This is a genomic window from Streptomyces sp. 3MP-14, from assembly GCF_006334905.2.
GTDB lineage: Bacteria > Actinomycetota > Actinomycetes > Streptomycetales > Streptomycetaceae > Streptomyces > Streptomyces triticirhizae.
The window spans coordinates 78,822-102,770 of the sequence record NZ_VDLZ02000001.1; the positions used below are offsets into that span (position 1 = coordinate 78,822).

Sequence of the window (23,949 nt, forward strand, 5' to 3'; positions counted from 1 at the left end):
GGCCGGTGACGTTCCGTGCCCTGCGGTCCACCGTAGCCGCGCTTCGCCGGGCCGGCGACGGCTGCGGTCCGCCCGGGGGAGGGGCCCCGGGCGTCGGGCCGGCCGGGCCTGCCCGGCGGGAGCCGCCCAGGTCCCAGCCCCGGGCCGCCCCGGTCAGCGGGCGTGCGCGCGGTAGCGGGCGACCGTCTCGGCCAGCACGCCGAGGCCCTCGCGCGCCCACAGCCCCTCGTTGAACAGCTCGACCTCGACGGGCCCGCTGTACCCGGCCGCGCGGACGGCCCGGTCGAACCAGCGGAAGTCGACGGCGCCGTCGCCCAGTTGGCCCCGCCCGTTGAGCACCCCTTCGGGCAGCGGGGTGGTCCAGTCGGCGAGCTGGAAGCAGTGGATGCGGCCCTCCGCGCCGGCCCTGGCGATGCCGGCGGCCAGCTGGTCGTCCCACCAGAGGTGGTAGGTGTCGATCACCACGCCGACCCGCTCGGCCGGGAAGCGCCCGGCCAGGTCCAGCGCCTGGGCGAGGGTGGAGACCACGCAGCGGTCGGCCGCGTACATCGGGTGCAGCGGCTCGATCGCCAGCCGCACGCCGCGTTCCGCCGCGTAGGGCGCCAGCTCGGCCAGCGCGTCGGCGATCCGTTCCCGCGCGCCGAACAGGTCCCTGCTGCCGGGCGGCAGGCCGCCGGAGACCAGCACCAGCGTGTCGGTGCCCAGCGCTGCGGCCTCGTCGATGGCGGCGCGGTTGTCGTCGAGCGCGGCGGCCCGCTCGGCCGGGTGCTCGGCGGTGAAGAAGCCGCCCCGGCACAGCGAGGTCACCGTGAGGCCGGCGTCCCGCACCAGCCGGGCGGTGGCGGTCAGCCCGTAGGTGGCCACCGGTTCCCGCCACAGCCCGACGCCCGGCACGCCCTGCTCGGTGAGCCCCTTGACCAGCTCGGGCAGGGTCAGCTGGCGCACGGTCATCTGGTTGATCGAGAAGCCGGCCAGATCGTCGGCTGCGGCCGGCGGCGTTGCCTGGTTCATGCGGTCTCACCTTCCTGATCCACTCCGTGCACGGCCGGGTCCACTCCGTGCACGGCCAGCAGCCTGGCCATCCGGGCGCGGGCGCGCTCCGGGTCGGGGAACAGGCCGAGGCCGTCGGCCAGTTCGTAGGCGCGGGCCAGGTGCGGCAGCGAACGGGCCGACTGGACGCCGCCGACCATGGTGAAGTGGTCCTGGTGGCCGGCCAGCCACGCCAGGAACACGACGCCCGTCTTGTAGTAGCGGGTCGGCGCCCGGAAGAGGTGGCGGGAGAGCGGGACCGTCGGGTCCAGCAGCGCCCGGAAGCCCGCCGGGTCGTCGGCGTCCAGCGTCCGCACCGCCTCGGCGGCCAGCGGGCCCAGCGGGTCGAAGATCCCCAACAGGGCGTCGCTGTACCCCTGTTCGTCGCCGGCGATCAGTTCGGGGTAGTGGAAGTCGTCGCCCGTGTAGCAGCGCACGCCCGCCGGCAGGCGCCGGCGCAACGCGACCTCGCGCCCGGCGTCCAGCAGCGAGACCTTCACGCCGTCCACCCTGTCGGCGTTGGCCTCGATGATGGCGAGGAACGTGTCGGTGGCCCGGTCCAGGTCGCCCGAGCCCCAGTAGCCCCCAAGCGCCGGGTCGAACATCGGCCCGAGCCAGTGCAGGATCACCGGCTCCGCCGACTGCCGCAGCAGCGCGCCGTACACCTCCAGATAGTCCTCGGGCCCGGCGGCCGTGGCCGCCAGCGCCCGGGAGGCCATCAGGATCGGCCGCGCCCCGGTCTCCTCGACCACCGCGAGCTGCTCCTCGTAGGCGGCCCGCACCTCGGCCAGCGTGGCCGGCCCGGTCAGCTGGTCGGTGCCCACGCCGCAGGCGATCAGCCCGCCGACCGCCTTCGCCTCGGCGCCGGAGCGGCGGATCAGCTCGGCCGCGCCGGCCCAGTCCAGGCCCATGCCGCGCTGCGCGGTGTCCATGGCCTCCGCGACGCCCAGGCCGTGTGACCACAGGTGGCGGCGGAAGGCCAACGTGGTCTCCCAGTCGACGGCCGCCGGCCCGTCGGGCGTGCTGTCGGCGAACGGGTCGGCGACGACATGGGCGGCCGAGTAGACGACGCGCGAGCGCAGCGGCGGGCGCCCGGGCGTGAACGTGGTCGGCTCGGCGCGCGGGACATACGCGCGCAACGCGCCGGTGGCGTCGGGCAGTCGGATCACGGCGGTCGGATCTCCTTCGGGAGCGGTCGCGCCTGCGGGAAGGGGCGCGGGAACGGGAGCGGGCACGGGGGCCGGGACTGGGGCTGGGGCTGGGGCTGGGGCCGCGTCGCCTACAGGCTCAGCTCGGGCACCTCGACCCGCCGGCCCTCGGCGGAGGAGAGCAGGCCCAGCTCGGCCAGCTGCACGCCGCGCGCCCCCGCCAACAGGTCCCAGCCATACGGCTCGTCGGCCACCAGATGGCGCAGGAACAGCTCCCACTGGGCCTTGAACCCGTTGTCGAACTCGCCGTTGTCCGGCACCTCCTGCCACTGCTCGCGGAACCGCTCGGTGGCGGGGATGTCCGGGTTCCAGACCGGCTTGGGGGTGGCGGAACGGTGCTGAACGCGGCAGCCGCGCAGCCCGGCGACGGCCGAGCCCTCGGTGCCGTCGACCTGGAACTCGACCAGTTCCTCGCGGTTGACCCGCACCGCCCAGGACGAGTTGATCTGCGCCACGATCCCGCCGGCCAGCTGGAAGACGCCGTAGGCCGCGTCGTCGGCGGTCGCCTCGTAGGGCTCGCCGGCCTCGTCCCAGCGGCGCGGGATGTGGGTGGTGGCCAGCGCCTGCACACTCTCCACCCGGCCGAACAGCTCGTGTAGCACGTACTCCCAGTGCGGGAACATGTCCACGACGATTCCGCCGCCGTCCTGGGCGCGGTAGTTCCAGGAGGGACGCTGCGCCGCCTGCCAGTCGCCCTCGAAGACCCAGTAGCCGAACTCCCCGCGCACCGAGAGGATGCGGCCGAAGAAGCCGCCGTCGATCAGCCGCTTCAGCTTGAGCAGGCCCGGCAGGAAGAGCTTGTCCTGCACCACCCCGTGCTTGACCCCGGCGTCCCTGGCCTGCCGGGCCAGCGCCAGCGCGCCCTCCAGACCGGTGGCGGTGGGCTTCTCGGTGTAGATGTGCTTGCCGGCGGCGATCGCCTTGCTGATCGCCTCCTCCCTGGCGAGGGTCACCTGGGCGTCGAAGTAGACCTCCACGCCCGGGTCGGCGAGCACCGCGTCGAGGTCGGTGCTGACCGCCTCCGGGTCCAGGCCGTGCCGGACGGCCAACTCCCGCAGCGCGGCCGGGCGTCGGCCGACCAGCAGCGGTTCCGGCCAGATCACCGTGCCGTCGCCGAGGGGGACGCCGCCCTGCTCGCGGATGGCGAGGATCGAGCGCACCAGGTGCTGGCGGTATCCCATCCGGCCGGTCACGCCGTTCATGGCGATCCGGACGGTTCTGCGCTCGGCGGCCGAGTGCGTCGTCATGTTGCTTGCCCTCCCGGGACGGTAAGCGCTTTCTACTGGGGGAGAAGCTAACCTCTTCGCAGCGGGCTAGGCAAGTGGGAGCAGAGGCATGGCAGTGACGCTGGCGGACGTTGCGGTCCGTGCGGGGGTGTCCGCGGCGACGGTCTCGCGGGTGCTGAACGGGAACTACCCGGTGGCCGGCGCCACCAGGAACCGCGTGCTGCGGGCCGTCGAGGAGCTGGAATACGTCGTCAACGGCCCGGCCAGCGCCCTGGCCGCCGCGACCTCGGACCTGGTGGGCGTGCTGGTCAACGACATCGCCGACCCGTTCTTCGGGATCATGGCCGGCGCGGTCCAGACCGAGATCGGCGAGCCGACCGCCGAGCGGGGCGGTCCCAAGCTCGCCGTGGTGTGCAACACCGGCGGCTCCCCGGAGCGCGAACTCACCTTCCTCACCCTGCTCCAGCGCCAACGCGCCGCCGCCGTGGTGCTCACCGGGGGCGCGCTGGAGGACGACGCGCACCGGGTGGCGCTGACCGGCCGGCTCGGCCGGCTGGAGTCCGCCGGCGCGCGGGTCGTGCTCTGCGGCCGGCCGCCGCTGGCCGACACCGACTTCCCTGCCGTGACCTTCGACAACCGCGAGGGCGCGCGGCTGATCACCGAGCACCTGCTGACGCTGGGGCACCGCAGGCTGGGCTACCTCGCCGGGCCGCAGGCCCGCACCACGACGCGGCACCGGCTGGAGGGCCACCGGGCCGCGCTCTCCGCCGCCGGGCTGGCGGGGGACGCCGGCCGGCTGACCGTGCGCGGCGACTACGGGCGCTCGGCCGGCTACGCCGGCGCGCTCGAACTGCTATCCCGCGAACCGGAGTTGACCGCCATCGTGGCGGCCAACGACACCGTGGCGCTGGGCGCCTGCGCGGCGCTGCGGGACCGGGGCGTGCGCATTCCGGAGGACGTGTCGATCACCGGGTTCGACGACCTGCCGTTCGCGGTGGACGCGACGCCGGCGCTGACGACCGTGCGGCTGCCGCTGCACGAGGCCGGGGTACGGGCCGGGAAGCTGGCCCTCGGCCGCGAGGAGCCGCCGGCGGACGGGGTCGTGACCTGCGGCGGCGAGCTGATGGTGCGCGACTCGACGGCCCCGCCGAGGGACGCCTGACCGGGGGCCCTCGGCTCGCACGAGGACCGCGCCGGCCGAAACGGCTTTGTGGGGCGGTTCGTCCGGCTGGTAGACCGGGGCGATGGACGCCTCCTCGATGCCCAACGGCCCGATCTCCTCGACCAGTTGCTCGCCGAACGCGCCTGCGGGCGGCTGCTGGGGGGCGTTGACGCCGGGAGGGCTCGTGAGTCACTTCACCCCGGGATCGCCGATCCGATAGGTTCGCCTCATGCCTGGCCGCCTGTTGGAACTGCACGTCGAGAATTTCCGTAGCCTGCGGAACGTCACCATTCCGCTCGGGCCACTCACTGTTCTGGTGGGTCCGAACGGGGCGGGGAAATCCAATGTCCTCAAGGTTTTTGATTTCCTCGCCGCGATGATCAGGACCGATTTGCGGCCTGCCCTCGAAGAGCATGGTGGATTCGACGAGGTTGGTTTCTGGGGCGGAGAGCGGCCTCCCACTTCGATGGTTATCCACCTCAAGGCCAACTGGACCACGCACGCGAGCACCAAGGCTCCGGACGAGTACTCGTTGACCATCCGAAGACGATCCAATCCCAACCGGGACGGCGCTTACACCCTGTCGCGTCAGGAGAGCTTCCAGTTCAAGCGAACGCGGGGGCGGGGGCGGCGTATCACCATTTCCGGGAATGAGGCGAGGGTCATCGACGCGGGGAGTGGTGGTGGTGCGGATGGCAGCAGTTTCGGGATTCAGCCGCTGAGTAGCGGGCTGTCCACCCTTCCTCGGCTCGGCCGTTCCGACGGTGGTGAAGAGGTGGCCAGAGTGGCGGAGCGGCTATCGTCCTTCAGGGTTTTCGACGTGAATGTCACCGCGGCTCGGCAACCTACCCGCGCCCGCTCTGTCCGCGCGGACCACCTGGATGCGCGGGCGGAGAATCTGGCGGCCTTTCTCGTGCGGCTGAGCGCTGACGAGAAGCGTTGGAACGACCTCACGAACGACGCTCGGCGCATTCTTCCGTCGTTGCAGGGCATCGAGTTCGAGCAGGTTGGCGGCCATGCCGAGAGATTGGCCGTGGTGCTTCACGAACGAGGACTGCGTCGCACCACGCCGCTCGCCGATGCCTCGTTCGGCACGGTGCGGCTCCTCGGTCTGCTGGCCATGCTCTACGATCCCCGACCGCCGGCGCTCACCTGTGTCGAGGAGATTGACCACGGTCTTCACCCTCAGGCTCTCGAACTGATCGTGGAGCGCCTGCGTGAGGCGTCCGAACGGACACAGTTGATCGTGGCGACCCACTCACCCGCGCTTGTTGATCGTCTGGTTCCCGAGGAGTTCGTGGTCTGCGAACGGGACGCGTCCGGTGCCTCCATCATCCCCGCTCTGACGACCGACCGGATCGAGGAAGTTGTCGCGGAGAGTGGAGACGAACCCCTGGGCGAACTGTGGTTCTCGGGAGTGTTGGGTGGCGACCTCACCGAGGACGACCTGTGAGTCGCGGGCGAAGTAAGAAGGCATCGAGGAAGAGCGCCATCGTCGTCATCGCGGGCGAAAGCTCCAACGACCGCAGGATGTTGGCTGCCCTCATCAGAGCGGCCCATCCGCAGTTGGCCGAGGCGGTGACGTTGACCGAGATCACCGACCAGGTGAGACTGCGCAAGAAATCAGGACCCGACCTGAGCAGAGCCGTGGGTGCGCTGGTGCGGAAGGCGTTCGGCAAGGCCAGACTCAAGGAGGGGGTCCTAGCCGGCATCGTCATCCACGAGGACATGGACGACTGCGTCGGTCCTTCGTACGACTCCGTGCGGCGAGCCGTTTCGGCGGTTCTCGCCCGAGAGAGCGACGGGGTGTCGACCGTGTACGCGCTGGCGGCTGCGGAGTCCGAGGCATGGCTGCTGCTCTTCCCCGATGCCTTCCCGCTCCACCGGCCCACCTGGAGAATTCCCAAGCAACTCCAGGGAAAGGACACCGGGCGTCGCAGGAACCCGAAAGAGGACCTGATGTCCGTCCTGAAGAACCCCTCCTTCAGGGAAAGTGACGGGCCCGAGGTGCTCGCACGAGGTCTGGCCAACGGACTCCTGGACAAGCCGAACGGGTCCAACCGCTCCTACAACGAATTCATCGGCGACCTCACGCGCTGGGAGATTCCGCGCTGAAGCACGGGCGCAGCGCGCTCCCGCGCACGCCCGCGCGCAGCGCCCCGCGCGCCCCCGCCGTTCTGACGCCGGCCCCGGGCCGGCGTCAGTCCGGGTCGGGCGAGATCGCCCCCGTGCCCAGGACCGTCAGTTGGACGCGGTCCAGGCCCGCGTCCTGGAGGCAGCCGACCAGGCGGTGGCGGTCGTGGTCGCTGAGCGACGGGTGGACCGTCGCCGCGTACAGGCGGGTGTCGAGGGTCGCCATCCCGGCCTGCGACAGCGGGATCGCGGTCGCGTCCCGGCAGCGTTCCCAGAGCTGGTGCGCGGCGAGGTCGGCGCGTTCGTCGGGGACGTTCTTGGCGGTGACCGTGAAGAGCACCGAGGTCGCGGTCTCGGTGCCGCGCTCCGGCGGTCGGGTCTCGGTCAGTTCGGCGAGCACCGCGTAGAGGCCCAGGCACAGCAGCAGCGCGACCCCCACCGCCGTCGGCGCGCGCCAGCGCGGCGGGCCGATCGGCGGCCGTTCGGCCAGGTCGGCCGTGACGCTGCCGAGCGCCCCGCCGCTCGGCGCGGACAGCGGCACCAGCCGGCCGGCGAGCCGGCGGCGGCCCAACGGCCTGGTGGTGGCGCGGGCGATCCGTTCCACCGCCCAGGCCAGCCCCGAGAGCGCGGCGCCGGCCGCCATCAGCACCGGGACAAAGACATGGGTGTGGCCCTCCTCCAGCCAGCTGAACCGGGATTCGGCGCGCCGGGTCGACTCGCGTTCCGAGGCCCGCTCCCGTTCGCCGGCGCGCAGCAGCGCGAGGATCTCCTCGTGCCGGCGGTCGTTCTCGCGGGCCTGCCGCTCCAGCCGGCCGAGCCGGTCCAGGGTGGCGAAGCCGAGCAGCAGCACCTCGATCACCAGCAGCAACACCCCGCACAGCAGCGTGCGTTGCCACTGCCAGCGGTAGAGGTAGACGACCAGGTAGCCGGCGGCGCCCAGCGCGGCCACCCCGCCGAACAGGTAGGCCGCCATCCGCGCCGATCTCATCCCCGCACCTCCGTTCCGCTCCCGCGCGTCCCGCTGCCGCGCGTTCCGCTGCCGCGCGTTCCGCTCCCGCGCGTTCCGCTGCCGCGCGTTCCGCTCCCGCGCGTTCCGCTGCCGCGCGTTCCGCTCCCGCGCACGTCGCTCTCGTCCGCCGCCCGCGCGCCGCCCCGCACCGCTATCTCGCCGGTCGCGCCGTCGAGGAGCAGCCGGGTGCCCGGCGGGAAGCGTTCCACCGCGTCGGCCGCCCCGGTCACCGTTGGCAGCCGCAACTCCCGCGCCAGCACGGCGAGATGGGACAGCGGGCTGCCGGTCTGGGCGATCAGCCCCACCACCGTGGGCAGCGCCGGGGCCAGCCCCGGGTCCAGGTGGCGGACCACCAGCACCGCGTCCTCGGGCGGCTCGCCCGTGCCGTCCCAGGCGACGCCGGAGGCCCGCCCCGTGGAGGCGCCCACCGCCGCCCCGTCGTCGCGCGCGGCCCGTTCGGGAACGACCGTCCCGTCGGCCGCCAGCCGGAAGGCGTCCGGCAGCGGCGGCCCGGTCGGGCGGGCCCGCCGCCAGGCGAGGTCGGTGGGCAGCGGCTGGCCGCGCACCACGTCGAGCAGTTCGGGCCACCGCAGCAGCGCCAGCCGGTCGATGGCCACGGTCCGCGCCGCGATCTCGCGGACCAGCCGCGTCTGGTACTCCTGCACCCACCGCACCCGCAGCCGCAGCCCCTCCCGGGTGGAGAGCGCGCCGGGCGCCGGCGCGCCGGCGAGGCCGCGCTGGGGCGGCAGCCGCAGCGGGCGGGTCAGGCTCGGCGGCACCAGCGCGAGCACCTCGGGCCTGGCGGCGGCCAGTTCGGCGTCGGTCAGGCCCTCGGCGCGGCCGTGCCGCAGCGCGGCCAGCGCGGCGGCCGCCCCGCCGCCGGCGCCGCCCACGCCGCCCGGGTCGTCCTCCGGAAGCAGCGCGCCGGCGAGCGCCTCCTGGGCGTGCAGCGCCAGCAGGGCGGCGCGCGACCAGCGCAACGCGCCCACCAGATCCGTCGGGCTCAGCTCGCCCGGCGCCGGCGCCTGGGTCAACTCCCGGTCCACATCGGCCTGAAGCGTCAACGCCAGCCCGGGCAGGGCGCCGCGCAGCCGCCCGATGCCCCAGGCTGCGGTGAGGCGGCGGGCCGGCGGCAGCGGGTTGAGCCAGTTCAGCACCCGGTGCCGGGGCGCGACCAGGCCGAGCAGCGCGAGGTCGGCCACCGCGCGCCCCTGCACCGTGCGCACCACCGGCAGGCGGCGCAGCCGGCGACGCGAGGCGGCGCCGGCGAGGTCGAGCGCGGTGGCCAGGCCCTGGGCCAGCGGCGTCACCCACAGGTCCTCCTCCAGCGGGGCCAACGGCTCGGGCAGCGTCTCGGCCACGGGCCCTGGGCCGAGCAACCGGGCCCGGCGCGCCGGGCGTTGCCCCATCGCCGTGATCGGCCGGGACTGGAACAGGCACAGCCGACCGTCGTCGGCCGCGAAGCCGAACTCGATGTCCTGCGGACCGTCGAAGACCCGGCCGGCCCGCCGCGCCAGCGCCGCCAGTGCGCGGGCCTGGCGGCGGTCGAGCGGCCCGGGCCCCTCGACGGCCCGGCCACGCCGGCTCAGCCGGACGCTCTCGCCCTGCTCCGCGCCGCCCACCAGCCGGTCAGGCCCGCCGGCGACGGCGCTGACCAGCAGCCGGTCCGTCTCTCCTGTCACCGGGTCGGCGCCGAAGAGCACCCCGCCGAGCCGGCTCTCCACCATCGGCTGCACCAGCACCGCCATCGGCGCCGTCGGCCCGCCGCCCGAAACCGAAACCGAAGCCGAGGCCGAGCCCGAGGCCGAGGCCGAAGCCGCAGTCGGAACCGAAACCGAGGCCGCCGAGTCCCGCACCGCGCGCAGCGCCGCCCGGAACGCGTCGGGCCCGCGCACGTCCAGCACCGACAGGAAGCGGCCGGCCATCGCCGAGTCCGCCGTGTCCTCGGCCACCGAGGAGGAACGCACCACCAGCGGCCGCCGCCCGTCGTCGCTCAGCCGGCGCCAGAGCGTCAACGGGTCCTCGCCGCGCTGGCCGCTGGCCGTCGGCAGCACCACGAAGCCCGGCAGCGCGGGCAGCCCGGCTCCCAACGCCCGCGCCAGCGCCGCCGCCTTGCCGCCGACCACATCCGCCCGCGTCGCGCGCGGGTCGCGCAACTCCCACGCCACATCCAACGGCGGAGCAGCCGAGGCGCCGGCCGCGCCCTCGCCCCACACGCCGTCCCTGCCACTCATCATGAGCCTCCGTAACCACGTCACGGCCGCCCCCGGGGAAGGACGCCCAGCGCGGCCCGGCACCTGACTGGAATCGGGACCAACTGGAAATGGCGGGAAATCACGGGGGAGGAACGGGCGGGGGAGGGGCGCGGAAGGGGCCGCGCGCGCCGGGAGGGGCCGGTTCCGGCCGGTCCGTGTGCGAAGGCGAACGTCGCCGCGTGGCGAGGAGGACGCAACCGTTCCGGAGCGGGGAGAGTCTCATGCTTCGGTGACCCGAGGTCCCGGTGACCTGGCTCCGCTGTTCGTGGGGGGAGCAGGAGGGGAGCCGAGGGGGTCGGCCCCGCCCGGGCCGACCCCCTGGGCCGTTCCGCCGACCCGTCCCGTTCCACCGCCCGGCCGGCCCGACTCCCCGGCCCGTTCCGCGCGTTGTCGGTGGCGGGCGCTACGGTCGGGGCATGTCGGGGAGTGCGAACGCGCGGGGCGCGGGCGGGGCCGGCGCCGTGCTGGAGGGCGTGCTGGAGCGCATCACCTATGCCAACGAGGAGAACGGCTACACGGTCGCCCGCGTGGACACCGGCCGGGGCGGCGGCGAGTTGCTGACGGTGGTGGGCTCGCTGCTGGGCGCCCAGGTCGGCGAGTCCCTGCGGATGACCGGCCGTTGGGGCTCGCACCCGCAGTACGGCCGCCAGTTCCTGGTGGAGAACTACACGACCGTCCTGCCGGCGACGGTGCAGGGCATCCGGCGCTATCTCGGCTCGGGCCTGATCAAGGGCATCGGGCCGAAGACGGCCGAGCGCATCGTCGAGCACTTCGGCACCGAGACCCTGGAGGTGATCGAGGCCGACCCGAAGGCGCTGATCGCCGTCCCGGGCCTGGGCCCCAAGCGCACCGCGCTGATCGCCGCCGCCTGGGAGGAGCAGAAGGCGATCAAGGAGGTGATGGTCTTCCTCCAGAGCGTGGAGGTCTCCACCTCCATCGCCGTCCGGATCTACAAGAAGTACGGCGACGCCTCGATCTCCGTGGTGAAGAACGAGCCCTACCGGCTGGCGTCCGACGTGTGGGGCATCGGCTTCCTGACCGCCGACCGGATCGCCCGCGCGGTCGGCATCCCCGAGGACAGTCCGGAGCGGGTCAAGGCCGGCCTGCGGTACGCCCTTTCGCAGGCGAGCGACCAGGGGCACTGCTATCTGCCCCAGGAGCGGCTGATCGCCGACGCGGTCAAGCTGCTGGGCGTCGACACCGGCCTGGTCATCGACTGCCTGGGGGAGTTGACCGAGGACCCGGAGGGCGCGGTCCGGGAGCCCGTGCCCGACCCGGAGGGCGAGCGCGGCACCGAGGCGCGGGTCACGGCGGTCTACCTCCCACCGTTCCACCGGGCCGAGCTGTCGCTGGCCGGCCAGCTGCGCCGGCTGCTGCGCGCCGAGGAGGACCGGCTCGCCGCGTTCCGGACGGTCGACTGGGGCCGGGCGTTGGGCTGGCTCGCCGGCCGGACCGGCGCCGAGCTGGCGCCGGAGCAGGAGGAGGCGGTGCGGCTGGCGTTGACCGAGCGGGTCGCGGTGCTGACCGGCGGCCCGGGCTGCGGGAAGTCCTTCACTGTCCGGTCCGTGGTGGAGCTGGCCCGCGCCAAGGGCGCCAGGGTGGTGCTGGCCGCGCCGACCGGCCGGGCCGCCAAGCGGCTGGCGGAGCTGACCGGCGCCGAGGCGTCGACGGTGCACCGGCTGCTGGAGCTGAAGCCGGGCGGCGACGCGGCCTTCGACCGGGACCGGCCGCTGGACGCCGACCTGGTGGTGGTCGACGAGGCGTCGATGCTGGACCTGCTGCTGGCCAACAAGCTGGTCAAGGCCGTGGCCCCCGGCGCGCACCTGCTGCTGGTGGGCGACGTGGACCAGCTGCCCTCGGTCGGCGCCGGCGAGGTGCTGCGGGACCTGCTGGCCCCCGGCAGCCCGGTGCCGGCGGTCCGGCTGACCCGGATCTTCCGGCAGGCCCAGCAGTCCGGCGTGGTGACCAACGCGCACCGGATCAACGAGGGCCTGCCGCCCGTCACTTCGGGCCTGAAGGACTTCTTCCTCTTCGTCGAGGAGGACACCGAGCAGGCTGGGCGGCTCGCGGTGGACGTGGCGGCCCGTCGCGTTCCGGCCAGGTTCGGGCTCGACCCGCGCCGGGACGTCCAGGTGCTGACCCCGATGCACCGGGGCCCGGCCGGCGCCGGCGCGCTCAACGGGCTGCTCCAGGAGTCCGTCACCCCGGCCCGCCCCGGCCTGCCGGAGAAGCGGTTCGGCGGCCGGGTCTTCCGCGTCGGCGACAAGGTCACCCAGATCAGGAACAACTACGACAAGGGCGCCAACGGCGTCTTCAACGGCACGGTCGGCGTGGTGACCGGCCTCGACGTGGACGAGCAGCGGCTGACCGTGCTGACCGACGAGGACGAGGAGGTCCCCTACGACTTCGCCGAGTTGGACGAGCTGTCCCACGCCTACGCGGTGACCATCCACCGCTCGCAGGGCAGCGAGTATCCGTGCGTGGTCATTCCCGTCACCACCAGTGCCTGGATGATGCTGCAACGTAACCTGCTGTACACGGCGGTGACCCGGGCCAAGCGCCTTGTGGTGCTGGTGGGTTCGCGGCGCGCGTTGGGCCAGGCGGTGCGGAGCGTCTCCGCCGGCCGTCGCTGCACGGCTCTGGACGCCCGCCTCTCCGGTGCGATACACACCTAAGGTCCCGAATCGCGCGGCACGGCGTGCCAGAAATTGGTCTCTTGGCCGACCCCGAGTGCACATCTTGGCGCCAGATGGGGGACAGTAGAGGTGAGTCAGGGCACCTCGAAGAAGAGGCACTACGTCGGTGAGGGATGACGTGAGCGAAAACCGCTACGGCGACAACGCAGACAACGCAGTAGTAGTGCGGTACGGCGACGGGGAGTACCGCTACCCCATCGTCGAGAGCACGGTCGGCGACCGTGGCTTCGACATCGGCAAGCTGCGTGCCCAGACCGGTCTGGTGACCCTGGACTCCGGTTTCGGCAACACGGCGGCCTGCGAGTCGGCGATCACCTATCTGGACGGCGAGAACGGCATCCTGCGCTATCGGGGCTACCCGATCGAGCAGCTCGCCGAGCACGGCACGTTCCTGGAGACCGCCTACCTTCTGATCAACGGCGAGCTTCCCACGGTGGACCAGCTCGCCGGCTTCCGCGACGAGATCACCCAGCACACGCTGCTGCACGAGGACGTCAAACGCTTCTACGACGGCTTCCCCCGGGACGCGCACCCGATGGCGATGCTGTCCTCGGTGGTCAGCGCGCTGTCCACGTTCTACCAGGACAGCCACAACCCGTTCGACGAGCGGCAGCGCCACATCTCGACGATCCGGCTGCTGGCCAAGCTGCCGACGATCGCCGCCTACGCCTTCAAGAAGGCAGCGGGACACCCGGTGGTCTACCCGCGCAACGACCTGGGCTATGTCGAGAACTTCCTGCGGATGACCTTCTCGGTCCCCGCCGAGGAGTACGGGCTGGACCCGGTGGTGGTCAACGCGCTGGACAAGCTGCTGATCCTGCACGCCGACCACGAGCAGAACTGTTCCGCGTCCACGGTGCGGATGGTCGGCTCCTCCCAGGCGAACCTGTTCGTCTCCATCTCCGCCGGCATCAACGCGCTCTGGGGCCCGCTGCACGGCGGCGCCAACGCGGCGGTCCTGGAGATGCTGGAGAGCATCCAGGCGCAGGGTGGTGACGTCGACTCCTTCATCACCAAGGTCAAGAACAAGGAGCAGGGCGTCCGCCTGATGGGCTTCGGGCACCGGGTCTACAAGAGCTTCGACCCGCGCGCCAAGATCATCAAGGCCGCCGCGCACGACGTCCTCTCGGCGCTGGGCAAGTCCGACGAGCTGCTGGACATCGCCCTGCGGCTGGAGGAGCGGGCGCTGAGCGACGACTACTTCGTCTCGCGCAACCTCTACCCGAACGTGGACTTCTACACCGGGCTGATCTACCGGGCCATGGGCTTCCCGACCAGCATGTTCACCGTGCTGTTCGCGCTCGGCCGGCTGCCCGGCTGGATCGCCCAGTGGCACGAGATGATCACCGACCCGAGCACCAGGATCGGCCGCCCACGGCAGATCTACACCGGCGTGGTGGAGCGTCCCTACCTGCCCGTCGAGCAGCGCTGAGGCGATGTGACGTAGGTCACACCATAAGGTGTGCAACCTTTGATGGAGCTGTGGGTCTAACCGGTCAGAGTTGGCGCGGATTCGGCTGGATTCACGCCAACGGTCGTCCGGCCGGGGTCCCGTGGGGGGACGCTCTGAGCGGACGGCAGGAAACGCCCCGCGCCGGGCCCTGTGGGGGGACCCGCCGGCGGGGCGTTTCCCATGCTCGCGTTTCCGCGCCTTCGCCACTGCCCACGCTCCGGCCCGTCCGGGTCAACGGGCGCCGCGACGCCGGCCGTTGACCCGGTCCGGGGGCGGCGGCTCAGGCGCGTCCCACCAGTTCGTACCCGGCCTCGTCCACGGCGGCGCGGACCGCGTCGTCGTCCAGCGGGGCCTCGGTGGTGACGGTCACCAGGCCCGTCGAGGCGGCGGCCGACACCTCGGTGACCCCGGGCAGGGACTTCAACTCGGCCCGGACGGCACCCTCGCAGTGGCCACAGGACATGCCGGAGACCCGGTAGGTCACGCTGCTCATCACGCGCTCCTCAGTCGTTCGTGCGTAGGACGTCTGGCGGCCCGAGTGTATACCCCTACCGGGTATGACATCTCGTCCCTCCGGTCGAGCCGCACTCGTGCCCCCCTAGGGGCGTCCCGGCGCGTCCCCTGGTATCGCCCGTGAGATCTTCCGCCCGCCCCAGCGACGTGTCAGCTTTGACTGACAGGTCGCTCACCAGGGTGACGGCCACACGGGAGGGGAGACCGATCCGGGATGGACGGCGCGCTGTGGATGTACTTCCTGCTGGCCCTGAGCACCGCGCCGCCCCTGGTGCCCAACGCCGCCCTGATCGCCACGGCCGGAATGCTCGCCCAGGCCGGCGAACTCGACCTCTGGCTGGTGCTCGCGGTGGTCGCCGGCAGCGCCCTCGCCGGTGACGCCCTCGTCTACGGCGTGGGCAAGCTGGCCGGGCCCCGCGTGCGGGACTGGCTTCAGCGCCGCCCGACGCGGAAGGCCGCCCTGGACTGGATGGCCGACCGCATCACCCGGCACGGGGTGCCGTTCGTCGTGGGGATGCGGTTCCTGCCCAGCGGCCGGCTGATTGGCGGGCTGACCGCCGCCGTGGTCGAATACCCGCTGCGCCGCTTCCTGTTGGGCGCCGGCATCGCCGAGGCGTTCTGGGCCTCCTACAGCGTCGCCCTCGGCTACTGGGGCGGGGCAGCGCTGGACGGCGCGTGGAGCGGGGTGCTGCTCGGCACCCTGCTCTCCCTGCTGGTCGCCGGCGTCGCCCAGTTGATCAGCTCCCGCACGCCGGCGCCCGAGCCCCCCGAACGCGCCTCCTGACCCGCGCCTCCCGACTCGCGCTCGCACGGCTGTCGGCGCGTGACCGCACCCCGCGCGCCGGGTGTCGCGCGCCGTGGTGCACCCTGGTCCGGATCGGTCGCCCGACACCCACACCCGCGCCCACAGCACGAAGGACGTTCCCATGCCCATACCCGGCCCGTCGCCCGCCGCGCCGCCCTCCCCGGTGCCGCCGTCCGCCGCGCCGCTGGGCGTGGCCGTTCTGGGCGCGGGCGCCATGGGCGCCGACCACGTCCGCCGTGTCGACCAGCTGATCAGCGGCGCCCGGGTCGCCGCCGTCGCCGACCCGGACGAGGCGCGCGCCGCCGCGCTGGCCGCCGGCATCGACGGCTGCCGGGCGTTCCCCGACCCGCTGGCCGCGCTGGACGCGGCCGGTGTGGACGCCGTGCTGATCGCCTCGCCGGGGCCCGCCCACGAGGAGGCGCTGCTGGCCGCGCTCGACCGGGACCTCCCGGTGCTCTGCGAGAAGCCGATGGTGCCCGACCCTGAGGCCGCCCTCCGGGTCGTCGAGGCCGAGGCCAAGGGCGGCCGCCCGCTGGTCTCGGTCGGCTTCATGCGCCGCTTCGACGCCGAACACCTGCGCCTGAAGGCCCTGTTGGACGCCGGCGAACTCGGCGCCCCGCGTCTGCTCCACTGCCGCCACCGCAACCTCGCGGTGCACCCGTACTTCACCGAGGAGATGCTGATCACCGACTCGGTGGCCCACGAGTTCGACGCCGCCCGCTGGCTGCTCGGCCAGGAGGTCACCGCCGTCCAGGTCTTCCGCCCCACCGCCGGGCTGCCGGGCCACACCGGCGTCAACGACCCCCAGCTCGTGGTCTTCGAGACGGACGGCGGGGTCGTGGTCGACGTCGAGATCCTCGCCAACGGCGGGTTCGGCTACCAGGTGCAGACCGAGGCGGTCTGCGAACGCGGCACCGCCCGCATCGGCGAGGCCCACGGCCTGATGACCAACGCGGCGGGACGCTGGGGCGGCGAGATCGCCCGGGACTACCTCACCCGCTTCGCCGACGCCTACGACCGCGAGGTGCGCGCCTGGGTCGCCGCCGTCCGACGCGGCGCCACCGCCGGCGCCACCGCCTGGGACGGCTACGCGGCCGCCGCCATCGGCGCCGCCGGCGTCGAGGCCCAACGCACCGGCCGCCGCGTCCCCGTCGAACTGGCCCCCCGCCCGGCCCCGTTCATGAACGCCGTGTGACCCCCGATGCCAATCCCATGGCAACCCCCGCCCCACCCTTGAACCACCGCCCCCACCCGGGCACCCTCGAACCAGCGACACCCCGGCCGTGTGCCCGAGTGGTTCAGGGACTCGCCTGCAAAGCGAGTTACACGGGTTCGATTCCCGTCACGGCCTCTGTTGTTCCTTTGCGGCGTTGAGCTGCGCATACGTGTGGGGCGGACCGCCAAGCGGTCCGCCCCACACGTATGCGCCGTCTCAGTTTCCGTCTCAGTTCGGGGTTTTCGGCCCGCCCTTGTGCTGCGACGACGATCTCTCTGACTGAATGTTAGCTAGGATGATCTCGCGGTATGGCGTTTGACGCCGCTCCGTCCTCCGCTGGTCGGAACTGTGATGAGAAACAACCTGCGGAGTACAGATGCATCAAAAGCGACATCGCAAACGAAAGCGCCCAGTCTGGGAGTTCTGGTCATTCGTGGTCAACCTCGCGCGCCTCATTTATGAGGTATGCGGGAGGGGCTAGCAGGCCACACGACCGCCAGACGGGCGCCTCGTTAGGGATGAGGCTCGGCGGCAATCCGGGCCTCATCCTCACCTATGGACCGGGCTGTCAGGCGAAAACCGCCTCGCTACCGTTCCGACATTGACAATATTACAGGCTCTCAGGCCATCAAGCGCCTTGAGTGTCGACAGTCTACTCTCCTTCGCGTTCGTCGCATTCTCTCTCATTCACCCAAATCAGTGCATCGAGTTGGAAGGCGATGTCCGACCTGACGGAGTCCACCATGTGTTGGTACCGCGCCGCCATGGCCGTGGTGGACCAGCCCATGAGGTTCATGACCGCGCGTTCGGGGACGCCGAGGATCAGGAGCACCGTGGCTGCTGTGTGGCGGGCGTCGTGGAGGCGCGCGTCTCGAAGTCCCGCGTCATGGAGGAGGGTCTTCCACTCGCTCCAGTCGTGACGATGCGAGATGTCCGACCCGTTTGGGGTCGAGAACACCCAACCCTCGTCGGTCCACCGTTCGCCTGCGGCCTCTCGCTCCGCGTTCTGCTTCGCTCGGTGAACCCGGAGGAGCTGAACCACCTGGGGCGGGAGTCCTACCCGCCGGCGTCCGGCCCGTGACTTGGTACTTGCTGTCTTGCCGTTGGTCCGGCGGCGGTCGGGGCAGTAGCCCGCCTTCTTACCGCAGGGCGACTCGCACCCGTGGGCATAACGAGGACGCAACCGACTGCGGCGAATCCACAGGATGCCGTTGTCCAGGTCCACGTCAACCCACTTGAGTCCGAGGGCCTCGCCCTGGCGGAGTCCGAGGGCCAGGGCCACCGCCCACCGCGCCGCGTTTCGCCGCTTGTTGGCGGCTTCGAGGAGTCGGCGGACGTCCGCCACGCTGAACGGTTCGATCTCCTCTTCGTCGACGCGAGGAGCGGTGACCTTGCTGAGGGGATTCTCGACCAGGTGGCCACGGCGCACGGCCGCGTTGAGGGCGGTGCGGAAGGTGCGGTGCACCTGGTGTGCGGTGGCGGGCTTGGCGCCGTTGGACTGCATGGTGGCGTAGAGGCGTTCGACGTGTTCCGGTTCGAGGCGGTCGAGGCGGTGGGCGCCGAGTCCGGGGATGAGGTGTTTCCGGACGGCGACGCCGTAGCCGACCATGGTGTTCTCGTTGACTCGTTTGGGGGCGATGTTCTCGATCCAGTGGGTCAGCCAGGTTTCGACGGTCCAGCGGACCCCGGCCTTGGGGACCTTGCGGGTGTCGCGGAGATTTTCGAGTTTCTTGACGGCCTCGGTGACCTCGGCGCGGGTCTTGCGTTCGACGTGCCGGCGGTCGGGCTTTCCATCGTCCCGGACTCCGACGGTGACCCGGCCGTGCCACTTGCCGTCCTTGCCGAGGTAGATGGAGGAACGGCCGTTGGGCTGGCGGGTGCGCTTCTTCTGCGCGGGCTTGTCGTTGTTCGGCTCATCGTCGTCTGCCACGGCGGTGCCCCTCATGCGATGACCTCTCCCGTGCGGTGTGCGGTGCGGAGCCGGGCGACGAACGCGGTGATCGCGTCGGCGGGGACGCGGCGGAGGCGGCCCACGGGGACGGATTCGAGTTCGCCGGAGCTGATGAGGCCGAAGCAGGTGGTGCGGCCAATGCTCAGGCGCCGGGCGGCTTCCTCGACGGTGAGAAGGGCCAAGGTGGGGTCGGCGGTGTTCTCGCTCATCACTGGTTCCCCTCGTCGGTCGTGGTGGCCGGGCGGTCGGACAGGTGGGACACGGCGGACAGGTCCTCGTGCTTGGTGTCGAGGTCGGGGAAGTAGCGACCCTTGGTGTCCTTGGTGAGTTGGCCGTCGGCGGCCATGCGGGAGCAGGTGCGGCGGATGGTGTCGGGGTCCAGGCCCGGGAGGGCGTCGGCGATGTCCTTGGGGCGGGCGCCGGGGTGGGTGCGGACGTGGCGGAGGATGGCGGCGCGGGTGTCGCCGATGGTGTGGTCCGTGGCGGGGCCTTCGAGGAGCTGCCAGGCGCCGGCGGCGGAGTGGAAGCGAAGGGCGTACTCGGCCTCGTCCACGTCGCGGCCGGTGACGTGGAGTACGCCGTCGGCCTGGCCCCGGGCGCGCTTCAACACCAACGTGGCGTCGGCGGCGCCGGCCAGGCCGTTGGTGCCGGAGACCTCCGCAAGGAAGTCGTCGGCGCCGGCCTTGCGGACGTGGTGGACGAGGACGACGGCCAGGCCGTAGTGGTCGGCGAGGCTCTTGGCGCGGCCCACGGCGGCGTAGTCCGCGTCGTAGGCCGATGCCCCGGGGGCCGAGGGTCCGCGCATCTTGGCGAAGACGTCGATGATGACCATGCGGGCGTCCGCGTTGCGCTCGATCCACTGGGCGATGGCCTCACCCCCGCCCTGCGGGAGCGGCGGGCAGGAGGTCGCCAGGGTCAGGTTCGCCGGGGCGGGCTGGCCGCCGAGGATCTTGCGCATCCGGGTCTGGAGGCGGCGCGGGGTGTCCTCGAGTGCCAGGTAGAGGACGGGGCCGCCCTCGACCGCCACGGTGTCGAAGGCGCGGCCCCCGGCCGCGACGGACAGCCCAAGTCCCAGGCTGAGCCAGGACTTTCCGACCTTGGGCGATCCGGCCAGCAGGTTGACGCCCTCGGCGAGGATGCCCGGGACCGCCCAGCGCGGTTCGGGGAACTCGGCGGCCAGCAGCTCGTCAGCCGTCCAGGCGGTCCGGACGCGCTGTTGGGCGGGCTCGATGGGGTTCGGGAACGTGGTGTCGTTCATGAGGCAGCCACCTGTCGGGGGCGGCGGGCGCCGGCCCGGAGGCCGGAGCGGATGGTGCGGTCGGTCTCGCGGGGCCGCTGGCCGACCTGGGCGGCGGCCTCGGTCAACCAGGCGATGACATCGGCCTGGTTGAGGGCGCCGCCGGCGACGAGCTGCCCGAGGGCGACCGAGGCGCGGAACAGGTCGCGGTTGTGTTGGTGGGGCGCGGAGTGGGTGACGCGCTTCAACTCGCCATCGACGGCCGCCTTGAGGTACCGGCCGCGCCGATCCGCCGCCGTGATGGGCACGGTGATGGGGCGTTGGGGCGGCAGCGGGGCCGGGGCGAGGAGGGGAACCAGCCAGTCCGGCAGCGGGGCCGGCGGCGCGTCGTTGAGCACGGTGTAGGGGCGGCCGTTGATGGTGCTGGCCGGGGCGACGACGTACCCGCCGTGGGCGCGGGTGTCCACCATGGGCGCCAGGCGGCCGGCGCTGTTGCGCAGTCGCGGCCCGTCCTCCGGTGCGGCGAAGTAGAGGTGGGTGCCGCCGGAGGGCGTGGCCACGGTGAAGGTGTCGCCCGGATAGGGCTGGTCGTGTCGCTCGCAGAGGTCGGCCAGGAACCAGGCGCCGTCGGGACCGTTCCCGCCGGGCTTGGGCACGTCCAGGTCGATCACGACGAGGTTCGACGGGCCCGTGGCCAGACCGATGTTGAAGCGGGCCCGGTCCCAACACCGGGCGATGCGCTCGGCGTTGGTGGTGGCGCGGGACTCCCACCGGGTGATCGCCGGCCGCTTGCTGCCCGGGATGAGGGGGAAGACGTGCCAGCCACGGCGGGCCAGGTCAAGGGCGGCAGTGTGGCCGGGGGCGGGCTGTTCGGGCATGACGGCATGGGTCATGCTTGGTGTCTCCTGTTCTGTCCTCGGATGGAACGGGGAAGGGCCGGCGTGGCGGACGACCTTGGCGGGGAGTTCCGCCACGCCGGTTTACTCATAAGAGAATTCACATAACGGTGGACCTTTCGCTAGGCGATTCAGGACACTTTTCTTCGGGCCCTAGGGGGCGGCTCGTCAGGTCTCGTGCGCAGTTTCTAGGTCTTCTGGACCTACAAAGTGAGCTTTCGTTGAGGCTCGATGCGCACGGCTACCTTGCAACTAGCCGTAGAGACTGTGCCGAGACCTACTTTCTGAGTCCGTTCGCTGGCCGATAACGACAACAGCCCTACGCCTCCCCCGTCGCTCCGATCGAGGAGACGGCCTCGACGAGCGAAGCCGTCACGTCGTTGATGGCGTCGGCGGCGCCGGTCTGGGCGAGGCAGAACCCGAAGAGGGCGGCGGCCAGGAAGGAACCGAAGCCGAGGGCCTGGAACTTCAGCAGGAAGCCGACGAGGACGCCGAAGATGACGACGAGGGAGAGGGTGACCATGCGCGGACTCCTTTTCTCGGGGCGGGTTGAACGGCTCAGCGGTCGCGGTGCTGCCAGTAGCGGATGAGGGCGTTCACCACGTGGCGGCCCGGGCGGAGGCGGAAGCCGTGGCCCTTGCAGCGGCGGCAGTCCTTGCCGCGCAGCGGGCGGCCCTTGCGGGTGGTGCCGATGTGGAAGCCGAAGCCGTCGCAGCGGCGGCAGCGGCCGTACGGGCTGGCGTAGCACAGCACGAGGTAGCAGAGGGTGATGAGGAAGATCAGGGCGCTAGCGGTGAGTTCTGGGGGCATCGGGGCTCCTCTGGGCCGGTTTCGGGCATGGCGGGGGTAGGGCCCGCTAACAGATGACGGCCTGGTTGATGGGGGTTTGGGGCGCTAGCGAAGCCGCTAACGTTAGCGGCGGCGCTCGCTAACTCCGGGGCGCGTGCGCCGGCTCAGGCGGCGCGCTGCTCGTCACGTTGGGTCAATGCGGTTTCGAGGCGGGCGCGTTCGAGGCCGCGTCGGTTGACGACCTTGCCACTGACGCGTCGGCCGACCTGGACCGTGCTGATCCCGAACGGCTTCAACGCGGCGGTGAGTTGTTCGGCCGGCCAGTCGCCGTAGAAGGACGGGCGGAGTTCACCCAGCCGCTCAAGCGCGGTCTCCGTCCAGACCTTGGACTCCTCCGGGCGGATCACGGCCAGCAGATCGGCCAGCACGTCCAGGCCGGCCCCGTCCGGGCGTTCGTCGTCGCCGATGGCCTCGCCGTCCAGCGTGCCGGCGGCGCGGCGGAGCGCGATCGCCTTGGCGGCGATGCGGGCCGTGGCCGGGTCGTCCAGGTAGGCGGTGCGCACGACGGTCGGGAGGGTGGTGGCGCCGGCGAGGTAGCCGGTGCCGGCGTCGATCTCGGGCCGGAACTGGGTGGCACGGACGCCGTTCTTGTACATCGACGTGCCCAACACCATGTCGTTCTCGGTCTGGCCGGCGACCTTGAGGCAGAACCGGATGGACACGTTGCCGCTGACCCCGGTCGGCAGGCTGTCCTTGTCCGGGCGCTGGGTGGACAGGACCAGCACCACGCCCAGGGCACGGCCAAGCTTGATGACGAACTCGGCGTCGATCGCGGCCTGTTTGCCGTGCCGGGGCGAGAGGAAGACGTTCTGGCACTCGTCGAAGACGGCGACCAGCGGCCACAGGCGGAGCGAGCGGCGGTCGGCGATGGCGCGGGTGATCCGCTTGTCCGGGCAGAGGTCGCGCGGCAGGCTCTTGAGCACCTTGACCCGGCGTTCGACCTCGCGGCGCAGCAGCGCCAGGGAGTCGGCGGCGTACTGGATCGACTCGTCGTCGAGGCCGGAGACGAAGCGGCGGCAGACCGGTTCCAGGGCGTCCAGGTCGCCGGTGCCCTTGTTCTCGTGAATCCACAGTTCGGCGGTGGGGTCCAGGGCCGCGCCACACGCCAGCACGCGGACGGTCGCGGTCTTGCCCTGGCCGGGCAACGAACCGACCAGCACATTGTGTTGGATCAGCGGAACCGACTGGGGCCGGCCGCGCGGGTCGATGCCGAACGGGATGTGCTGGAAGACGTCGTGGCGTTGGCCGGCGGCCAGGGGCCACTTCACCGGGCCGGTCTTCGACAGGTCGCGGTCGCCGACCCACAGGACCAACCGGCCCTCGTGCTCGGTCGGGTCTGGGTCGGGCCAGACACACCCGAGCGGTCGGCGCAGTCCGGAGGCGAGTCGGGCGCGGCGGTCGATCACGTCGGCGACGGTGACGCCCAACGGGAGGTCGATGTCGGCGCGCCAGCCGGGGCCCTCGCGGGTGATCGGGGCGACGAAGCGGATGCCGTCGCGGCCCTTGTTGACCTCGTTGGTGATCTGGGTGATGCCGATGGCGGCCATGGCGCGCACCACGATGTCCGAGGTGAGCTTGGCGACCTCGGTCCTGATCACCGCCCGGGAGGTGAGCGGGGCGTCGGCCGGCGCCCCGGTGGCGCCGAGGGCGGCCACCGCCGCGACGACGGCCGTGACCTGGACCAACGGCGGTGCGGCGTAGGCGAGGACGGCAAGGAGGACGAGGGCGAGCGGGGTTCCGACGGCGAGGCAGGTGCCGCGCCAGCGCACCCGGGCGTCGCGCCGGAAGGACAGGCGCAGCCACTCCGCCGTGTCCTCGCGGCGGGCGGCGGCCTCGCGCAGCGGCATCCCCTCGGCGTCGCGCGCCCACCGGCCCAACCCGACCAGCGTGCGCTTGGCGCCACTCGGGCAGCGCACCAGCAGCCGGCCGAGGTAGACCGGGAAGCGGAGCGTGTGGAAGGCGAAGGTGTGACCGACGTGGCCCGCCAGCCACCGGGCGCCGTCCAGGAAGCCGGCCTTCGAGCGCATCCAGTCGGGGCGGATGGGTCGGCGGGTGGCCGACTTCAGTCGGGTTAACCGACCGGGCTCGGGGGCGTCGGGTCGGTCGGCGAGCGGCGGTCGGTCGTCGGCCGACTCGTGGTCGTCGAACGACGGGGCGCTCTCCGGGGCGGGCGGGGGCACGGCCCTCAGGCGGAGGAAGGAGGTCTTCTCCGGTTCGTGGTCCACTGGCGTTTCCCTTGTCCGTGGATCTCTCGATGGGGCGGGTGGCCGGGGCCCGACCAGCGGCGTGGTCGCCCCCGGTTCGCGCGGTT

The 23,949-nt window shown here is 72.3% G+C and carries 20 protein-coding genes and 1 tRNA gene; 8 read left to right on the forward strand and 13 right to left on the reverse strand.

All coding sequences use genetic code 11. The features are described 5' to 3' along the window. Positions 1 to 153: 153 nt before the first annotated feature. The 3 genes from FH609_RS00325 to FH609_RS00335 all read right to left on the reverse strand — a co-directional run bounded on the left by FH609_RS00325 (position 154) and on the right by FH609_RS00335 (position 3,484). On the reverse strand, positions 154 to 1,011 hold the full coding sequence (locus tag FH609_RS00325; protein ID WP_139665822.1) for a sugar phosphate isomerase/epimerase family protein: 858 nt from the start codon (positions 1,009 to 1,011) through the stop codon (positions 154 to 156). Beyond that, complete coding sequence (locus FH609_RS00330) at positions 1,008 to 2,198, reverse strand: dihydrodipicolinate synthase family protein (RefSeq protein ID WP_139665821.1); 1,191 nt, start codon at positions 2,196 to 2,198, stop codon at positions 1,008 to 1,010. Before FH609_RS00330 ends, FH609_RS00325 begins: the two co-directional genes overlap by 4 nt. Before the next feature lie 110 nt (positions 2,199 to 2,308). Further along, positions 2,309 to 3,484, reverse strand: coding sequence for a Gfo/Idh/MocA family protein (locus FH609_RS00335; RefSeq protein ID WP_139665820.1), 1,176 nt, complete (start codon positions 3,482 to 3,484; stop codon positions 2,309 to 2,311). Positions 3,485 to 3,572: 88 nt separating this feature from the next. On the opposite strand from FH609_RS00335, the gene FH609_RS00340 reads away from it, so the two are divergent. From FH609_RS00340 to FH609_RS00350, 3 genes are all read left to right on the forward strand, one after another. Continuing rightward, entirely contained in the window at positions 3,573 to 4,625 is a 1,053-nt protein-coding gene (locus FH609_RS00340; RefSeq protein ID WP_139665819.1) for a LacI family DNA-binding transcriptional regulator, read from the forward strand. A 229-nt stretch (positions 4,626 to 4,854) separates the two neighbouring features. Then, entirely contained in the window at positions 4,855 to 6,078 is a 1,224-nt protein-coding gene (locus FH609_RS00345; protein ID WP_139665818.1) for an AAA family ATPase, read from the forward strand. Between the two features lie 77 nt (positions 6,079 to 6,155). Continuing rightward, positions 6,156 to 6,740 (forward strand): hypothetical protein, encoded by a 585-nt coding sequence (locus FH609_RS00350; protein ID WP_139665817.1) that lies wholly within the window; start codon positions 6,156 to 6,158, stop codon positions 6,738 to 6,740. 85 nt (positions 6,741 to 6,825) lie between these two features. Here FH609_RS00350 and FH609_RS00355 read toward each other — a convergent pair whose 3' ends face one another. After that, on the reverse strand, positions 6,826 to 7,746 hold the full coding sequence (locus FH609_RS00355; protein ID WP_226961284.1) for a hypothetical protein: 921 nt from the start codon (positions 7,744 to 7,746) through the stop codon (positions 6,826 to 6,828). After that, positions 7,743 to 10,001, reverse strand: a complete 2,259-nt coding sequence (locus tag FH609_RS00360; RefSeq protein WP_226961285.1) for a PEP/pyruvate-binding domain-containing protein — start codon at positions 9,999 to 10,001, stop codon at positions 7,743 to 7,745. Before FH609_RS00360 ends, FH609_RS00355 begins: the two co-directional genes overlap by 4 nt. A 437-nt stretch (positions 10,002 to 10,438) precedes the next feature. On the opposite strand from FH609_RS00360, the gene FH609_RS00365 reads away from it, so the two are divergent. Both FH609_RS00365 and FH609_RS00370 read left to right on the forward strand, forming a co-directional pair. Beyond that, positions 10,439 to 12,697, forward strand: coding sequence for an ATP-dependent RecD-like DNA helicase (locus FH609_RS00365; protein ID WP_139665815.1), 2,259 nt, complete (start codon positions 10,439 to 10,441; stop codon positions 12,695 to 12,697). Positions 12,698 to 12,836: 139 nt separating this feature from the next. Next, positions 12,837 to 14,150: a citrate synthase gene (locus FH609_RS00370; RefSeq protein WP_139665814.1), complete on the forward strand. Its 1,314-nt coding sequence runs from the start codon at positions 12,837 to 12,839 to the stop codon at positions 14,148 to 14,150. 301 nt (positions 14,151 to 14,451) lie between these two features. On the opposite strand, the gene FH609_RS00375 is transcribed toward FH609_RS00370, so the two are convergent. Continuing rightward, entirely contained in the window at positions 14,452 to 14,664 is a 213-nt protein-coding gene (locus FH609_RS00375) for a heavy-metal-associated domain-containing protein (protein WP_139665813.1), read from the reverse strand. Between the two features lie 234 nt (positions 14,665 to 14,898). On the opposite strand from FH609_RS00375, the gene FH609_RS00380 reads away from it, so the two are divergent. From FH609_RS00380 to FH609_RS00390, 3 genes are all read left to right on the forward strand, one after another. Next, positions 14,899 to 15,468, forward strand: coding sequence for a DedA family protein (locus FH609_RS00380; RefSeq protein ID WP_139665812.1), 570 nt, complete (start codon positions 14,899 to 14,901; stop codon positions 15,466 to 15,468). 142 nt (positions 15,469 to 15,610) lie between these two features. Beyond that, a complete protein-coding gene (locus FH609_RS00385) occupies positions 15,611 to 16,684 on the forward strand; it encodes a Gfo/Idh/MocA family protein (RefSeq protein ID WP_139665811.1) in 1,074 nt (357 codons plus the stop codon). Between the two features lie 84 nt (positions 16,685 to 16,768). Further along, positions 16,769 to 16,840: transfer RNA gene (locus FH609_RS00390), tRNA-Cys, on the forward strand. A 517-nt stretch (positions 16,841 to 17,357) separates the two neighbouring features. Here FH609_RS00390 and FH609_RS00395 read toward each other — a convergent pair. The 7 genes from FH609_RS00395 to FH609_RS00425 form a co-directional block, all read right to left on the reverse strand. Further along, positions 17,358 to 18,635 carry a tyrosine-type recombinase/integrase gene (locus FH609_RS00395; RefSeq protein ID WP_226961286.1) on the reverse strand — a complete coding sequence of 426 codons (1,278 nt, stop codon included), beginning with the start codon at positions 18,633 to 18,635 and terminating at the stop codon, positions 17,358 to 17,360. An 11-nt stretch (positions 18,636 to 18,646) separates the two neighbouring features. Further along, positions 18,647 to 18,865, reverse strand: coding sequence for an excisionase family DNA-binding protein (locus tag FH609_RS00400; RefSeq protein ID WP_139665809.1), 219 nt, complete (start codon positions 18,863 to 18,865; stop codon positions 18,647 to 18,649). Beyond that, on the reverse strand, positions 18,865 to 19,914 hold the full coding sequence (locus FH609_RS00405; RefSeq protein WP_139665808.1) for an AAA family ATPase: 1,050 nt from the start codon (positions 19,912 to 19,914) through the stop codon (positions 18,865 to 18,867). The genes FH609_RS00400 and FH609_RS00405 overlap by 1 nt, the downstream gene beginning before the upstream one ends. After that, complete coding sequence (locus FH609_RS00410) at positions 19,911 to 20,786, reverse strand: bifunctional DNA primase/polymerase (RefSeq protein WP_226961287.1); 876 nt, start codon at positions 20,784 to 20,786, stop codon at positions 19,911 to 19,913. Before FH609_RS00410 ends, FH609_RS00405 begins: the two co-directional genes overlap by 4 nt. 322 nt (positions 20,787 to 21,108) lie before the next feature. After that, a complete protein-coding gene (locus tag FH609_RS00415; protein ID WP_139665807.1) occupies positions 21,109 to 21,312 on the reverse strand; it encodes a hypothetical protein in 204 nt (67 codons plus the stop codon). 35 nt (positions 21,313 to 21,347) lie between these two features. Then, the gene (locus FH609_RS00420; protein ID WP_139665806.1) at positions 21,348 to 21,599 is read right to left on the reverse strand and encodes a hypothetical protein; all 252 of its coding nucleotides are present in this window, start codon (positions 21,597 to 21,599) and stop codon (positions 21,348 to 21,350) included. Between the two features lie 143 nt (positions 21,600 to 21,742). Continuing rightward, positions 21,743 to 23,863, reverse strand: coding sequence for a cell division protein FtsK (locus FH609_RS00425; protein ID WP_139665805.1), 2,121 nt, complete (start codon positions 23,861 to 23,863; stop codon positions 21,743 to 21,745). Positions 23,864 to 23,949 lie beyond the last annotated feature (86 nt).